At 50.0% G+C, this 15,247-nt stretch carries 21 protein-coding genes; 8 read left to right on the top strand and 13 right to left on the bottom strand.

Annotated elements, in window-relative coordinates:
* Positions 1-13: 13 nt before the first annotated feature.
* The 7 genes from KNO58_RS04050 to KNO58_RS04080 all read right to left on the bottom strand — a co-directional run bounded on the left by KNO58_RS04050 (position 14) and on the right by KNO58_RS04080 (position 3,984).
* The gene (locus tag KNO58_RS04050; protein WP_214752002.1) at positions 14-775 is read right to left on the bottom strand and encodes a hypothetical protein; all 762 of its coding nucleotides are present in this window, start codon (positions 773-775) and stop codon (positions 14-16) included.
* Positions 776-790: 15 nt separating this feature from the next.
* Entirely contained in the window at positions 791-1,324 is a 534-nt protein-coding gene (locus KNO58_RS04055) for a DUF2199 domain-containing protein (protein ID WP_214752003.1), read from the bottom strand.
* A gap of 55 nt (positions 1,325-1,379) precedes the next feature.
* Positions 1,380-2,090 (bottom strand): DUF2750 domain-containing protein, encoded by a 711-nt coding sequence (locus tag KNO58_RS04060; protein WP_214752004.1) that lies wholly within the window; start codon positions 2,088-2,090, stop codon positions 1,380-1,382.
* A gap of 164 nt (positions 2,091-2,254) precedes the next feature.
* A complete protein-coding gene (locus tag KNO58_RS04065; protein ID WP_214752005.1) occupies positions 2,255-2,503 on the bottom strand; it encodes a hypothetical protein in 249 nt (82 codons plus the stop codon).
* Positions 2,504-2,536: 33 nt separating this feature from the next.
* Complete coding sequence (locus KNO58_RS04070) at positions 2,537-2,818, bottom strand: hypothetical protein (RefSeq protein ID WP_214752006.1); 282 nt, start codon at positions 2,816-2,818, stop codon at positions 2,537-2,539.
* A 53-nt stretch (positions 2,819-2,871) separates the two neighbouring features.
* Complete coding sequence (locus tag KNO58_RS04075; protein WP_214752007.1) at positions 2,872-3,555, bottom strand: hypothetical protein; 684 nt, start codon at positions 3,553-3,555, stop codon at positions 2,872-2,874.
* 39 nt (positions 3,556-3,594) lie between these two features.
* Positions 3,595-3,984: a DUF5412 family protein gene (locus tag KNO58_RS04080; protein WP_251026076.1), complete on the bottom strand. Its 390-nt coding sequence runs from the start codon at positions 3,982-3,984 to the stop codon at positions 3,595-3,597.
* Positions 3,985-4,141: 157 nt separating this feature from the next.
* On the opposite strand from KNO58_RS04080, the gene KNO58_RS04085 reads away from it, so the two are divergent.
* Positions 4,142-4,459, top strand: coding sequence for a hypothetical protein (locus tag KNO58_RS04085; protein WP_214752009.1), 318 nt, complete (start codon positions 4,142-4,144; stop codon positions 4,457-4,459).
* Positions 4,460-4,471: 12 nt separating this feature from the next.
* Here KNO58_RS04085 and KNO58_RS04090 read toward each other — a convergent pair whose 3' ends face one another.
* Genes KNO58_RS04090 through KNO58_RS04100 form a run of 3 tightly spaced genes read right to left on the bottom strand, consistent with a single transcriptional unit; the run spans position 4,472 to position 6,129 of the window.
* Complete coding sequence (locus KNO58_RS04090) at positions 4,472-5,191, bottom strand: hypothetical protein (RefSeq protein ID WP_214752010.1); 720 nt, start codon at positions 5,189-5,191, stop codon at positions 4,472-4,474.
* On the bottom strand, positions 5,181-5,768 hold the full coding sequence (locus KNO58_RS04095; protein WP_214752011.1) for a hypothetical protein: 588 nt from the start codon (positions 5,766-5,768) through the stop codon (positions 5,181-5,183). The genes KNO58_RS04090 and KNO58_RS04095 overlap by 11 nt, the downstream gene beginning before the upstream one ends.
* A 58-nt stretch (positions 5,769-5,826) precedes the next feature.
* A complete protein-coding gene (locus KNO58_RS04100; RefSeq protein WP_214752012.1) occupies positions 5,827-6,129 on the bottom strand; it encodes a hypothetical protein in 303 nt (100 codons plus the stop codon).
* A 126-nt stretch (positions 6,130-6,255) separates the two neighbouring features.
* Here KNO58_RS04100 and KNO58_RS04105 point away from each other — a divergent pair, with 126 nt between their 5' ends.
* Together KNO58_RS04105 and KNO58_RS04110 are read left to right on the top strand one after the other, a co-directional pair.
* Complete coding sequence (locus tag KNO58_RS04105) at positions 6,256-6,705, top strand: hypothetical protein (protein ID WP_214752013.1); 450 nt, start codon at positions 6,256-6,258, stop codon at positions 6,703-6,705.
* A gap of 196 nt (positions 6,706-6,901) precedes the next feature.
* Positions 6,902-7,303, top strand: a complete 402-nt coding sequence (locus tag KNO58_RS04110) for a group-specific protein (protein WP_214752014.1) — start codon at positions 6,902-6,904, stop codon at positions 7,301-7,303.
* On the opposite strand, the gene KNO58_RS04115 is transcribed toward KNO58_RS04110, so the two are convergent.
* Positions 7,300-8,094, bottom strand: a complete 795-nt coding sequence (locus KNO58_RS04115) for a helix-turn-helix domain-containing protein (RefSeq protein ID WP_214752015.1) — start codon at positions 8,092-8,094, stop codon at positions 7,300-7,302. The two genes, KNO58_RS04110 and KNO58_RS04115, sit on opposite strands and share 4 nt — an antisense overlap.
* Before the next feature lie 122 nt (positions 8,095-8,216).
* Here KNO58_RS04115 and KNO58_RS04120 point away from each other — a divergent pair, with 122 nt between their 5' ends.
* The 3 genes from KNO58_RS04120 to KNO58_RS04130 all read left to right on the top strand — a co-directional run bounded on the left by KNO58_RS04120 (position 8,217) and on the right by KNO58_RS04130 (position 11,797).
* On the top strand, positions 8,217-9,458 hold the full coding sequence (locus KNO58_RS04120; protein WP_214752016.1) for an MFS transporter: 1,242 nt from the start codon (positions 8,217-8,219) through the stop codon (positions 9,456-9,458).
* A 100-nt stretch (positions 9,459-9,558) separates the two neighbouring features.
* Positions 9,559-10,782, top strand: coding sequence for an MFS transporter (locus KNO58_RS04125; RefSeq protein ID WP_214752017.1), 1,224 nt, complete (start codon positions 9,559-9,561; stop codon positions 10,780-10,782).
* 313 nt (positions 10,783-11,095) lie between these two features.
* The gene (locus KNO58_RS04130; RefSeq protein ID WP_214752018.1) at positions 11,096-11,797 is read left to right on the top strand and encodes a class I SAM-dependent methyltransferase; all 702 of its coding nucleotides are present in this window, start codon (positions 11,096-11,098) and stop codon (positions 11,795-11,797) included.
* A 46-nt stretch (positions 11,798-11,843) separates the two neighbouring features.
* On the opposite strand, the gene KNO58_RS04135 is transcribed toward KNO58_RS04130, so the two are convergent.
* A complete protein-coding gene (locus KNO58_RS04135) occupies positions 11,844-12,290 on the bottom strand; it encodes an NUDIX hydrolase (RefSeq protein ID WP_214752019.1) in 447 nt (148 codons plus the stop codon).
* A 143-nt stretch (positions 12,291-12,433) separates the two neighbouring features.
* Here KNO58_RS04135 and pyrH point away from each other — a divergent pair, with 143 nt between their 5' ends.
* Both pyrH and KNO58_RS04145 read left to right on the top strand, forming a co-directional pair.
* Positions 12,434-13,171 carry a UMP kinase gene (gene pyrH, locus KNO58_RS04140; RefSeq protein ID WP_214752020.1) on the top strand — a complete coding sequence of 246 codons (738 nt, stop codon included), beginning with the start codon at positions 12,434-12,436 and terminating at the stop codon, positions 13,169-13,171.
* 211 nt (positions 13,172-13,382) lie between these two features.
* Positions 13,383-14,219, top strand: a complete 837-nt coding sequence (locus KNO58_RS04145; RefSeq protein WP_214752021.1) for a GGDEF domain-containing protein — start codon at positions 13,383-13,385, stop codon at positions 14,217-14,219.
* On the opposite strand, the gene KNO58_RS04150 is transcribed toward KNO58_RS04145, so the two are convergent.
* Positions 14,212-15,234 (bottom strand): serine hydrolase domain-containing protein, encoded by a 1,023-nt coding sequence (locus tag KNO58_RS04150; RefSeq protein WP_214752022.1) that lies wholly within the window; start codon positions 15,232-15,234, stop codon positions 14,212-14,214. The genes KNO58_RS04145 and KNO58_RS04150 overlap by 8 nt on opposite strands.
* Positions 15,235-15,247: the final 13 nt, after the last annotated feature.

A 15,247-nucleotide genomic window follows, 5' to 3' on the forward strand; every position in this document is an offset into this window, starting at 1 on the left:
TTCTTTAGGGTGACTATCTTGTATTGATGATCCGCTCGTATTTTTTATACTCGTCGTGGTCCATGCTTAGACCGAGCAGCTCAGCGATTGTGTCTTGTCGCCACGTGGTGGGATTGAAATACTGCGAGCCCGTGTTGAACCAGCGCCCCTTTTGATCGAATCCCCACGTATACTTCACCCGGTCAAGCCCTTGCTGTAGAAGCATCTTTCCTTCTGCTAGATGGGCCCGCAAGCGATGTTCGCCGAGACGAATATATGGTTCGACGGCCCACGGGCATCGTTCAATCGCTCGTTGAACATATGTATAATCGAAATGATCGATGTCTCTCCTCGCCAACGCAATACATAGCAGGCCGCTCACTTCTTCCGGTCCTTGTTCGATAAGTGACTCTGCCCAGGCGACATCCTCGTCCGTGATGACAAAGTCATTCCAACCGGTCCAATATAAAGCGAGCGCGAAATAGAACGGATCATCCGGATGAAACGTATGGGCGGTGAGACCGAAGCTGTTCACCCGGGCAAAATCTTCGATGGTATCAATCAATTCATACCCGATGAGCCAGTCCCAGCGGCTATTATCGGTCGGATCCATCATCACACGGTCAATCAACATCTGTTCGATGCCTCGGGTCTGTCGAAGGTAATGTTCGAGCTGTTTGAACTGGTTCGCCTCAACGTAGGCGTCGATGCGATCCATCATCGCTTGTTGCTCCACCGAAAGGGTCTCGTTGCCTGAATACAGCTCAAAGATATTCCCTACGTTATAATCGTTCAAAGATGTGTTCTCCTCTCATGCGTCGCGTTCCACGATGCGAGCCAGTTCTTCAATCCGTCCGCGGGTGATTCCTTCCCGCTGTTCGACAGCAAGCGGATGGTCGGTCGGCTCTAATTCGATGAACGGCCGCATCCCTACTTCTCGGGTATGAACGTTCGTCTTCAAATTGATGGTGTCTGGATAGCCAGGTAGTTCGGTGGCGAACCAGCCGAACATCGGGTCAAGTTCGACGCGGGACGGCTCATCCCACAAATCGAGCATGCGGAAAAAATTGTCGGCACTAAGTGACACCCAGACGTTCCAAGAAAAAATCTCATCTTCTCCGACAATCGGGAACTCCACACAGCCGTAGACAAAAAAATGAGCCTTATCGACGACGCATAGGTCATCGGTCAACACGACGCGTCGCTTCAACTGTCTCTTCGAAAAGCCTTCGATGCTTGCCGGCATGACAGAACCGTAACCTGATGGGGTTTTGTGTTCCTCTCGACAGTTTGAACACGAACAATTGTCGAGATGATCGCGTTTTTTGGAAAAAGGATTTATCATAGTTGCTACTCTCTTTTCTATAAAACAGATTATGTTTGCAGTATGTGAAATAAAATTATTCGAAATACTCTAGAATGGTTTCTGGGTCATATTCCAACCCTACCAGCTCGCTAGACCAATCGAGGCCGCACAGCAGCTCTTCATCCGACATGTTCGGCAACCAGCGTTCAAGAAATAATTCGACCGGCAACTCGATCACATGATAGTCGGCCCATTCTTCAGCCCGACAAGCGAGCGCAAGCTCTCGGGACGAAAAGAATAACAAGACGTCTGTATCTTCGACGTGCGATGGTGCGTACGCCCACCCTTCGTCTTGCTCCGCAGATAGACCAAAGACGAGTCCATTCTCCTCGACTCGTTCGCAAAACGTCTCGAGCACGTCGTTTTCAGCCTGCGTCACTTCGACGAACGCCTCAAACGAATGCGCCGCCACCTCGAGTTCGTCTATCTCGTGCCACCAGACGTAAATCGTCTCCCGGTCGTCTTTTAGAAAACCGAGCTCATCACCAGACCCATTCGTCGCAAGCGTCACGAACCCTTGCGGCAACTCCTCTTGCTTCAATTCATTGGCTCGAATCACATCATCCCACGTCTTATTGAAAAAACGCTCGTCCTTGATCGGATAAAAGAACCAATCTCCAAGTTCGAACTTGTTCCCATGACCCCATGCGTCACGCAAGCCATCCGGGAAGCGTGCTCCGACTTGTTGCTCCACCTGTTCAATCGTTTCGACCGAAAATCCTGGAAGGTTTGTCTCAAGTCTCATCTCATCGCCCTCTTTCTAACATCAATAACATGAGTATACTGAATTTACAAAAAAGAGGGAATTGATTCCGATAAGTTGATTCAATGATAATCACGATTCTGTCGCACCAAACTTTTGAAAACGTTAAAAAAGAACCTGTATATCAGGTCCAACATCACGAGAGATTATTCGGATGTACGCAGCCGCTTCTTCACTGATTCGACGACGTACCATAGGAACACCGTCACTAACGCAGCCTCGCATGCGCTTACGCTAAGAATAAAGAGCAATGTCCCGACATCTTCCAGCTCATCAAAACCGAACTGCTCCAATTGCCAATCGTGAACGATTTGATGATAGGCAATCCATACAAACGGTACCGGAAACACGCGCCAATAGAACGTCTTGATTCGCTTCGGTAAATGGAACTCCATCTGTTTCGCTCCTTCTCATCAGTCATCAATCTGTCAAAGTTGAACGATTGAATTGTCATCTTTTTTTAGAAACACGCGGTCAAGCCCTGTACCGACCATCGCCCAAAATAAGATGGTCACCCCATATTTGACCCACATCGGGATATTGGAAGGGTGTGTGATCGTCTCGACGAACCAATGCGTCTCCATAATCCAAAATGGTGGACTCGTCAGAAAGAAGAGAATCGATTTATCATCAGCACCGCTCACATTATAAAGACAAATCAGCACCGCAAAAAGTGTAAGCCAAAACGTAAATGATTTGATTCGAGCCATCGTCATGTCTCCTATCTTGTTTCGTATGTTCATCCAGCTTCGACGAAATCAGTTCAGTGATGCGATCGGTTCTCATACTGTTCGAGTGTCGTGCGGAAACGCGCAACCTGTTCTGGCGTTACCGGATCTGTCATGCCATAACGTTCATCTAAATACGACTTGAAATCGACGTCCGTCAATTCGATGCGCCGCGCCCACTCTGAAACCGTTTCTGTCGGCAACCATTTCTTCGCCGGCGGCAACGCCTGATTGAACGCGATGAGCGCGTCCCGAATCGTCACACCTGTCCAAGCCGGTTCTTCGACACTCGTCATCGAGCTCGGGACTGAATGACGCGAGAACGTCCGCGTCGTGAACGAAGCTGTTTCGTCAGCTCGCTTGCGGTGCTGAAAACGAATGTTAGCGGCAAAAATCAGTACGCTAAGCAATACACAGGCTAGTAACAACACCAAATAGAAGAGACCATCGCCTCGTTCGATGACGGTCGCCACAGAATCAATCGTATAATCCAAATAGTCCAGTTTCAAAAGAGACTGTTCATCTTCTTTCGGATGCCTCATCGTACCTTCGAACATCTCGTTTGAGTCCTCAAATGCTTCAGGTGTCGGTCGCAATTTCAACCCCGAGGTCGGAGGCTCATACCACCATTCCATCAACAAGCTGATGAGACGAAGTCCGACGAAGACTGCTCCCACCGTCAGCACTGCGGTCAATCCAAGCCGAATCATCCAACGCATGGCGTCGCCTCCCCGATTACGGAATCAATTCACTAATCATCAATCTGGAATCGACGAATCAACCTCACGTTCCGCGATGCCGTACCGGAAGTCATACACGTCCATCATCTTTTCCAGTTTGATGTCGTTTATAAATATGTGTACGTCGTCCCAATCGACGGAAACTGTCTCACACGGATATTCCCAAAAGATTCGAGCCCGTTCCCCTGTTTCTTTCCGCTCCATCACCCCGAGCATAGCGAAGCCGGTCGTCGCGCCTCCGCTCGTTCGATAAAATTCGACTGTGAAGGCACCGTCTGGAGAATCCTCTTCATAGACAAGCTCTCCGACAGGCACGCCGTCAATCGTATCAGCTGCAGTCAAGAAATCAAAGATGGCGTAGGAAAACCCGGCTAACAGAAGCGTTATCGCGATAGTGGCTGCTCCCAAATACACCTTATCGCTTATTTTCATTCTCTTCAGACCATCGCACCCTTTCAGCGCCAAATTGAATATAGGATTACCTTCGATTCGAATTGTTAATCAATCCGCCACGTTTTATAATTATTGTAATCTATATCCATTTTATAGGAAAGGGGATTGTCACTTGCATATCCGAATACTTGGCATTTTATCTTTTGTCGCCTGGAATTACATTCTCGGTCGTCAGTACTTTTATGTGGAAGGTGCCTTAATCGATCAAGACCATTTCATCATTGCGCTAATCGGGGTAGAAACTTTTTTGTTTTTGTCATTCCTCATGATGGTGTCCGTGATTCCGCTCACGAGCGCCGTCATCTCAGAATATACGATTCGATACTTCAACAAACGTGACAACCCGTGCTTACTCGGTTCGCTAACTGCGCTCTATTCGATCGCGACGATTCACTTATGCTGGTTCATCTGGTCCTTTATCTACGGTTAACCGCACGGCGATTTAGCGCTCTGAACGTCTATGCTCGAGCTGAGCAGCATGGAAAACCCAATGACCATCTTGCTTTGGATAGATACGATACCGAAAGCGGTCACCGAACATTCCGATGACATCCACTGTATACAGCGATTCCCAGTGAAGCCGATACAACTGACGAGACAAGCGATAGGACGCGGGGAATGAGGTGACAAATTCATATGGTCTAAGACGAATGACCGTCTCACGCTGAATCAACTTACGTTTCTGGCGCACATCAAACAACTCCAAAATCAACTCTGTATCATCTGCATGAATTTGGACTTTGAGTATCGCTCGAATCGATCCGGGTCTATTCATTTCTGACATCAACCGAGAAGAGAACACATATTCATTTGATTCAACGTAATCACGCAAGCTTTGGATGATGTCATCGGTAAAAGCCGTAACATCATATGACTGAAGCGCTCGTTCTATCTCTGCCAAAACAGACGGCATGAGGGACACATCTTCATTCAACGTTGTAATGTAGACTGGATAAGCACCGAACGAGTGTCTAATGTCTTCAACGTGTTCACGTAGTGCTACATCACAAAATAGGATGGTGATGTTCGACGCTTTAGGAAGTGCTGGCTTCAATTGACGAATCTTTAGGTGGCACAGCCAAAGCAATGAATCAATGCCGTCCACATCATAAACCTGCCACGTACCACCTTCTTCAACCACTCGCTGAACCTCAATCCTCATCTGGACGCATCCTTCTCCGCAATTGCTCAATCCATTCGTCCAAATCGACTTCATGATAAAAATATGAACCAGTCTCGCCCGGCATATCGATCACGCTTATATTATTCAGTGCATCAATCATGTACCCTTCAAACATCTCTTCTTCCGATTGCCACAGTACACGTCCGGCCCAAGCGGAGACGTTCTCCCGAGTCAATAGCCCCGTCTTCACATACAGAATCCATTCAATCATCTCATCGAACGTCGGGGTATTACATTTTCGAGGAAGTTCTTGTTCAGACAACTCTCCTAGATTTAGACGTTGCGTCAAGAGCAATAGTCGCTCTTTCGTCGGCGCCCAGTTCATAACCGTTTCAATCGGTGTGCGAATCACATCACTCGGTCTGTATTCGTCGTCACAAAAGAATAGCTCCCCATTGCTTAAATCGATCGCTAACCAACTCCCAACACTGTCGTAACCAATACGGATGAACCGCAAGTCGGTTTCTTGTAAAGCACGAAGTTGTGCGGCATCTTCCCTCGTCAACAGCCTTACTTGTCTTGAAGCTCCGTCTGTCGTGAACATCTGACGTTCCATTTCCTCCTCACCCAATGAAGAAATGATGACGTGCTGTTCAAACAATGGCCCGCCCATCTTACCGTAACCAATCCTTGACGGAAGTCGACAACGTCTCCTCCGCTTCGAACGTCTCATGACTGACGATGACGACGTGATTCGTCTCGATGTTCACACAAATGGGGTCCCCTAAAAAGTCCTCATACCCGATGACGTAGAGCCCGTCCGGCCATGGCTCCTCGTCGTCTTGATACTCCTCCTGTACTTCCTCGAAACGAGCGCTCTCGTTGATGAATGCGAAACGAGGCAACCCTTCCATATCTTCGAGCTTGATTTCGACCTCTTCCGCCGGCAATAGTGCTTTCAATTCATCTGTTGTCATTGTCATTCCACCTTTCTTTCTTTTGGTCTGACTTCACCTATCTATCTTGACATCCTATACCTTTAGTGTAAAATTACACTTGTAAGTAAATGTAAATATAACCCTCGTCAAGAAAGGGGTGTCCTGATGGGCAATCCAAAGAAATGCCTCATCGTCTTGTCATCGCTTTATGTACTCGCATTTATCGTGAACCTCATTCCATCCATCATGTTCCCTGACGCGACGATTCAGCCGATTCATGCGGTCGCATCCGGCTTACTGCTCGTATGCATGTTCGGGACGTGTTTATTACGGAATCGTGTCGCCAAACTGTTGATTGTGGCTATTTTATTCGCAAATGTGACCGTGTTCACCTTAATCAGTTTCGAGTCATACGTCTATGACCTCGTGCTATTGGACGCCTTGTTTGCGATTCAGTATCCGCTCTACATCCTGTTCGTGACACCACTGTTCGGGCTCAATTACTTCCTGAACGTCAATCCGGAATACGTGGCCTTGCTCGTCTTTTTCATCGCGATTTTGTTGCTCGTCATCCATGAACTCGCGGTGACACGATTCGATCGAGTCAATCCGTGAGCGGAAATAGCATTACGCGTCGTTTTCAAGCAGTCATGATCTGCGGCACGAGCCTTTTCATGTCCATCGTTTATCTTTTGTTCTCCCCGAATTGGATTGGGCCTTTGTCCGTACGGATACTAGAAGCAATTGTGCTATGGTGAGGATTCACCTTCAATATGAATCAAACAAAATAACATACTCTAGGAGGAGTCATATGAACTTCTATATCGGCTCACGCTTCGCAAACATCGAACAGGTCAGAGCGTTGCGCGATCATCTCATCAACGACGGTCACACCCATACATACGACTGGACGACGAACGACCGCGCCACGTCGATTGAAGGCTTGCGAGCCATCGGCACGAGCGAGTTCGAGGCGATCAAGGCGTCGGACTTCGTCGTCATCTTGCTTCCGGCCGGCAACAGCAGCCATGTCGAGCTCGGAATCGCCCTCGGTGCAGGTGTTCCCGTGTTCATCCATGACGTTACAAATCGCTTCGACGATGTTGAGACGACGAGCACGTTCTATCATTTGCCGCACGTTACCCAATTGACCGGATCGCTCGAGGACGTGCCGCAATCAATCACGACCCACTTCGCACGCAATGCCCGTTAAGTCGTCTCGACCCGATGCCCTTTGTTCTCCCGGAACCGTGCCGGCTTGCAACCGACCCAGTCGGCGAAATGCTTGTTCAATTGGGCCGGGCTGCTGAACCCGACGGCGATGCTCACCTCGAGCAAATTCAAATTCGAATAGCGCAACAGGTGTTTCGCCTTCTGGAGCCGCAATCGGGTGATGTATTGATACGGGGTGTATCCGGTCAACGCATTGAAATTGCGGATGAACTGATATTTGCTCTGGTTCGCCAATCGGCTCAATTCTTCAATGCGGATGACCGTCGCTACATTTTGTTCGATATACGAGAAGACGGCGTCATATGATTCGTTTTCGCTGAACGCAGAACGTTCCGCGACGAACGTCTTGAGAAATGCGTAGATGTCACGCTCAAGCGTCGCATCTCCGTCCTCAAGAAAATCGCACATCCACATGTTGATATGACGTTTCAACGTCTCAGGTACGATTGTCGTCAACTCTTGAAATGTGACCGGTGTATCCTCTCCGCTCGACTGTTGCCACCAACTCTCGAACTCATGCTTGTCGAAGTCCATTGTCACGAACGTGGCCTGTTCACTCGTGACGAAACGCCGGCATTGTATCTCTGGGCCACATAAGATTGTCTCACCGTCCTGTAATCGAAAGTCCCGCAATCCGACACAAACACCTATCTTCCCAGAGAGCGTCACGGTCAATCGATGCCTGGCCGTCTCGACCACGTCCTCTCGCCATCCACTTCGTTCATTCCTGACATGAATGCCCACATTCGGTAACTCCAACTTTAGTTGCATGATGACCCTCCTATTATTGCGGTCCAATTGCGCAATTCTCGATACGACGCAAGCCGCCTCACCTTCCATAATCGAAGTAGACCGATCACAGGTCGACAATTCGATGAAAGCCAGGTGACCATATGTTCCACTCGTTACATCCCAATTTAAAAATCAGAATCACGATCAACTTCATTCAAAAATTGACACAAGCGGCCATTTTCCCGTTCATGACGATTTACTTTGCCCAACAGTTCGGGGTGACGCTTGCCGGCGTCATGATTTTAATGACGACCGTGCTGTCCTTCATCGGCAGTTTGTATGGCGGCGCTTGGTCCGATCGCTATAGCCGCAAACATGTGCTCATCTCCGGGGAACGCCTCCGCTTCATCAGCCTCGTCGGCATGGCGCTCTGCAACTCCTCATTTTTGACCGCCCCGACACTGACGTTCATCTTCTTTTTGATGAACAACATCGTCAGCGGCATCGTCACACCGGCGAACGAGGCGATTTTGATTGATGACAGTACGAGCGATAATCGTAAATTCTTGTACGCGCTCAGTTACTGGACGCTCAACATCTCCATCGTCGTCGGCAGCATCGCCGGTGGCTTCCTGTTCCAAGCGCATCTGTTCGACCTCTTGGTTGGCGCGGCGCTGGCATCGTTTGGATGCTTACTGTTGATTCGGATGCGATTGAACGATACGTACCGACCGCAACCGGACACGTCCCCTCTTTCTTGGCGCGAGCTCTATCAGGGCTACGCGATCGTGTTTCGCGACCGGTTATTCACCGCATATTTAATTGCCGGTGTGTTGACGTTGTCGCTCGAGCTGCAGTTGACCCACTATCTCGCCGTTCATCTCGTGGACACGTTCACGACGCCTGAATCGCTGTTTGGCATCCCGTTCGAAGGGACGATGTTGCTCGGTGTGTTGCGGAGCGAGAACACGGTGCTCGTGCTCTTGTTCAGCTTTCTCGTCTTGAAATGGACGAAGCCGTTCAATGAGCGCTCGGTGTTATATACCGGGGTCGTTTTGTTCAGTGCTGGATTCGCCATGCTCCTCGTCAGCGATTCTGTCGTCACGATGCTCGTCGGCACGTTCGTGTTCACGCTCGGGGAGCTATTGTACGTCCCGATTCACCAGGCGCTACTCGCACGGCTCATGGACGAATCAAAGCGTAGCCAATACCTTGCCGTCAATGGGCTCCGCTATCGGGGCGCCCTGCTCATCGGCGCCGTGAGCGTCTCGTTGTATGGATGGATTCCACCGCTCCTAATGGCGGTCGTCTATATCGCATTCGGGACGACGGCCATCTGGCTCTATCAAAAAGTATATCGCAGCCTCTTTGTCCAATCTATGGAAAGTGAGCAAGCCGGATAATCAAATCCATAAAATTTTGAAATCATTTGGATTTTTCTGGTGTATCAATCATTTTTGTGACATACTGTTCAAAATCTACTTTTGAACGGGGACGTTGGATATGCGTACTTGGAAACAACCTTTACTTTTACTTGCTGGTGTCGGTATCTCGCACCTCGGCGCCTGGGTGTACTTCATCGCCCTCAACTTGATTGTCCTCGAGATGACGCAATCACCGTTCGCCGTGTCTGTCCTCTACATCCTCGTCCCGCTCGCGGCACTATGCGCGAACGTTTGGTCAGGCTCGGTCATCGACCGCACCGATACGCGTCGCTTGATGATGTGGCTGGATGCGCTCCGCGCTATTGTCGTCTTCAGTCTCGCATTCATCGACTCACTCGCGCTCATTTATGTGCTCGTGTTTGTCTTGAATGTCGCGAGCTCCGTCTTCGAATCGGCCTCCCTCGTCTATATGACGAAGCTCGTCCCGAGCGGTGACCGGCAACGGTTCAGCGCGCTCAAGAACTTCGTCCAATCGGCCGGGTTCATCTTAGGCCCGGCTATCGCGGGATTGTTGTTCATGATCGGCACACCGACGTTCGCCATCCAGTTGAACGCGTTGGCGTTGCTCGCGTCCGTCGGGATTCTCTCACTTCTACCGACATTGTTCACCGGTAGCGACGAGGTCGAGGTATTGAGCCTGCGCATGATTATCGAGGACTGGAAGACGGTCGTCCGATTCGCGTCGACCATGCGTTACGTGACACTCGTCTATGGTCTATTCTGCGTCATGACGATTTTCATGTCGGGGCTCGACTCACTGGAGGCGTCGTTCGCGACGCAAGTGCTCGGCTTCTCTGAGAGCCGCTACGGCTTTCTCGTCAGTGTCGCCGGAGGCGGGATTATCGCAGGATCCATCATCAATGCGACGTTCAGTGCTCGGATGACGTTACCGTTTCTAATCAGTTTCGGTGCCATCCTCACGCCTGTCGGCTATCTCGTTTTCGCCTTCTCCGAGTCATTCGTGGTTGCAGCCGTCGGATTCTTCCTGCTCACATTCGCCTTGTCGTTCGCGAACACCGGCTTCTTGTCGTTCTATCAAAACAATGTCCCGACCGACCTGATGGGCCGCTTCTCCGGAGTGATCAACGTAGCGGAGTCCGTCTTGATTATCGGGTTGACGTTCGGCATCGGTCTCCTCGCTGAATATGTCGGGATTCGCTCGACGTATGTCGCCTTCTCGCTCGCCTTCTTACTCGTCGGCTTGGTCACGGTTCGGGTCGTGCTAGAACGTTCGAAACGAGGACTGTATGAGGCGGTCGTCGTTGAAGAGAATGTCTCATAATTCTAATGCACCTTATTTGTAACATAATTATAATAGTTGTAATAATTAGGAATTATCGCTATCAAGTCATTCACCTCACACTTTCAAAAACCTTTATCTAATCGATTGTGAACAAACTGCAATGGATGACATGGAAATTGAAATCACAAGCTAGACGCTCATCCCTGAGCCCTTTACAAACGATTTGCAAGACCATCTACTACCTTCAAATCCAATAGGAATTAACTTGAATGTCATGTCCCTGACATCTTCACATTTGGAAAAAATCGTATAATTAAGGAGTAGTAATGAGACGATAAAAGCGAGGGATACCATGAAAGAGACGATTCGAACTGAAGAAGATTTATTGAATATGTTGGACTCCCTGTTGAGGGAACCTAGTGAATTTTGGGACTCGTTTTACGCAGATCGAGACAAGGGCATTCCCTTCTTTGTGAACAAGCCGGATGAGAACTTGGTCAGCTATTTTGAGCGGGATATTCTGACGTCTGGTCATGTATTGGAGTTAGGAAGCGGTCCTGGCCGCAACGCCATCTATTTTGCCGAGACCGGATGTACGGTCGATGCCGTCGATTTGTCCATCACGTCGATTGAATGGGCCAAAGAACGTGCCCTTGAGCAACAAGTGGACGTGAACTTCATCCATGACAATCTGTTTGATTTGAAACTAGATGATTCCGCATACGACGTCATCTACGATTCAGGATGTTTTCACCATATCGCACCGCATCGAAGAAAACAGTATATCGATTTAGTCTGGAAAACGTTAAAGCCAGGCGGTCACTTTGCGATCACGTGCTTCGTGGAAGGTGGTGAGCTCGGCGGTTCAGATATCACGGACTGGGAAGTATATCGCCGAAGAAGCCTGAGCGGCGGTCTTGGCTTTACGCCTGAAAAACTTCGGTCCATCTTCCATTCGTTCGAGGAAGTCGAGATTCGCAAGATGCGACAGGCCGACCGTACTGAAGACGTCTTTGGGGTCTCGGCACTATGGACGGCGTTGTTTAAAAAATGAGCTGACTTGATAACTGCTACTGGTCAAAAAACCAGCCACTCGAGATTCACGTCTCGAGTGGCTGGTTTCTTTTATGAGAGTCTGTGAGATTGATTTGCTGTACATACAACCCGTGCGTATCGAGAATGAGCTGGACATCTTCCGGATACAAGTGGTCTACTTCCTGCAACGTATCGAGCGAGATCCATTCCACTTCCATAATGTCACGGTCAATCCGCCCCCTGGCAATCGATTCATCCAGCGTGAGAAGAAAATACACCGTCTGAATCTGATAACCGTCACTGACTTTCTGTTTCGTCGAGAGACGCATGACTTCGTTGGCTGTATAGCCCGTCTCCTCCCTCAACTCGCGGACACAACATGCCTCGGCCGTTTCATCGTTTTCGATTCCACCTGACGGGACGCTCCATCCGTTCACATCTCGATTCCTCACCATCAACACCCGCTGATTCTCATCAAAACAAATGCCCGCCGCGCCAAACCATAATTTCATATGCTTCGCCCCCTCTTGGAGTACATCGTCTTGCATTCCTCATTTACTCATTCACCATTATAACGGATACGTTAAAACTATTGCTAATTAATTGAAAAACCTATATAATTTTGGAGATTTGGAATCGGAAAGGGAGTGTAACGATGAACAACTATCAGAGCGTGCTCATCAAGTTGAGCGGGGCGGCCATCGCCGGCGAGGACAACTCAAATTTCGATGCACACAACCTCAATCAAATTGCGGCTGAAATCCTGTCATTGATTGACATGGGCATCAACGTCTCTCTGATGATTGGCGGAGGGAACATCTTCCGAGGCAATATGGCCGACGCATGGGCCATCGACCGCGTCGAGGCCGACAATATCGGCACACTCGGCACCGTCATCAACAGCTTGATGCTGCGCGGTGTCTTGAAGAGCAAGACCGACCGCGAAGTTCGGGTCATGACGGCCATGCCGATTCCGAGTATGGCCGAGCCGTATATTCGACTGAAGGCGCTCACCCATCTGACTAAAGGGTATGTCCTCATCTTCGCAGGAGGTAACGGACAACCATTCGTCTCGACAGACTATCCGGCGGTACAGCGCGCGGTTGAGATGCACTGTGACGCCCTGTTCGTCGCGAAGAACGGAATCTCCGGCGTCTATACGGATGACCCGAATCTTTCGAGCACGGTGAAACAGTATACGTCGCTCCACTATAACGATGTGTTGCGCCATGACTTAAAGGTGATGGATCAATCGGCACTGCTCCTCGCGCGAGACAATCATCTTCCGGTCCATGTGTTCGACTTTGAAGAGACGGGCGCGATGAAGCGAATCTGTTCGGGTGCATCGATTGGCACGTTGATTCATGACGGCCAGACCAACTTAGCGCCATAACTGACGACACCACCGGAACAAAAGGCCGGTGGTGTCGTTTACTTAATCACGAAGAACGCACTCGCCCCGATTCGAAAAATGAGCTCGTCGTTTCAATCTGATATTCTATAATGAAGGTAAGGACATCTTTGATTGGTTACTCCCCACATATAGCGGGTAATTGAGGAGGTGGCTCATGGCGAGCCGATTCGAAACAAATGGAGGGTTGAACATGAAGCTATGGAACAATGAATCGTTTTATTTGTTCGGGCTCATCGCTTGTATGATGATCGGCACGATGGCGTTCACTATCCTTTTGTCCGAAAGTAACACCGGCCTTCTCGGCTATTTGATTTTACCCGCCATCGTCTTATCATCCCTCATCTTCGGGATGCGGGCCGGGCTGACCCTGTCTGTCACGCTCCTCCTCTTTTTGTTCATCTATTTCCGATGGTTCGCGTCCATCTATGAAGCAGGAAACGTTCAGTTTTTCAACGGCAGAGGCATCAGTTTTACGATTCTGCTGATGGTCATGTCCGTCTTGTCCGGCCTCGTTCATCAACTCGTGAAGAACGTGCAGCTGTCACAGCTCGAGTTAGAGGAGCGGGCCCGTCAGCTCGTGGCCGTCGATCCTGAGACGTGGCTCGATAACGCCGAACGGTTTCAGATGGACTTGAATGCAGAACGCGATCGCCTCATTCGCCATGGGGACGCCTTCGCGGTGTCGTTCATTCAAATCCAAGAACTGAGACATTTCGAGGAGCGCTATGGACGGACCGAATATGAATGGTTCTTGAACTACTTCAGCGACGAGCTCCATCTGGCCACGAGACGAACAGATCATAAGTATCGCATCGCCCTGGACACGTTCGCCATCATCTACCCGTATACGTCCCCAGAGGCCGTCCGCGTCGTCCATGACCGGATTCATCCGTTACTCGAACAGTACGAGCTCCAAAACGGTGAACATGTGTCGTTGATGTTTGAGGATACGTTCTATGACGTGAATCGAGAAAATGGCAATGCGGTCGTCGACGAAATCATTGCGAACATGTCCGCATTCAGTTGAATGTCACGCGAAATATCTCCCCAATCAGACCATCCATTTGGTGTACCCCTAATTCTGCATTTGTCATGATGATCAGTGATTTTCCGATGTACGGGTACGCCACGAGCATGCTTTGAAAACCGATTCCCCAGCCGAGCGACGATAGCTCACGCCGCTCCTGTTTCCCATCGAGAAAGACACCGAGTCCGATGAACGGGTTCGACGCCGAACCAGACAGCATGTCTTCTACCGCCCAAGCAGACAGTTCGCGACTGTTCCCTTTCACCGCCTCCATCAGTTCGACGACGACGCGCGACAAATCCTCTGTCGTCGTCCATAGACCGGCCGCCGCTGGATATGGATAATGCGGGATGATGGGGGCGACGGGATGGCCGTGCTTGTCGTGGCCGCTCGCGAACGTCACACGCTCCACCTCCAAGTCATATCCACTCGCATGCATACCGAGCGGGACGAACAGCTCGTCACGCATCACATCCGCGAACGGGCGCTTCATGACGTCCTCAATCAACAGTTGAATCACACAAAATCCGGCGTCCGAATAGTGAAACGCTTGGCCCGGCTCGCCAGTCACCTGAACCGGTCCGTCGTGATACGGCGTGTCTCCGTTCAACAAAGCGGTCATCGACGGACGTCCGAACGTGACATCGAGTTCTCCAAAACTTTCCGTCGCATCGATGATTCCAGACTCATGACGCAACAACTGACGCAACGTCACCTCGGATGGTGTCGTGACAACATCCTTTAGTTGCCACGAGACGAGCCGGTCATTCACCGGAACATCTAACGCTAACTGACCCGCTTCGACCAACTTCATAACGAGGACACCGGTCAGAAACTTACTCATCGAGCAGGCATTGAAGCGCGTGTCCGCCGTCACGGGTTGACCGCTCTCCGTCGCTACCGTGCCGAACTGTTTAGAGTCCAGCAGTTGCCCATGTTCAAGCCAGGCGATACTACACCCCGGCACGCGATGAAATTCCATCCGCTCCTCGATAAATGCTACATCTAACGGCATACAGCACCTTCCT

Source organism: Exiguobacterium sp. J17977 (assembly GCF_018616375.1).
Taxonomy (GTDB): Bacteria; Bacillota; Bacilli; order Exiguobacteriales; family Exiguobacteriaceae; genus Exiguobacterium; species Exiguobacterium mexicanum.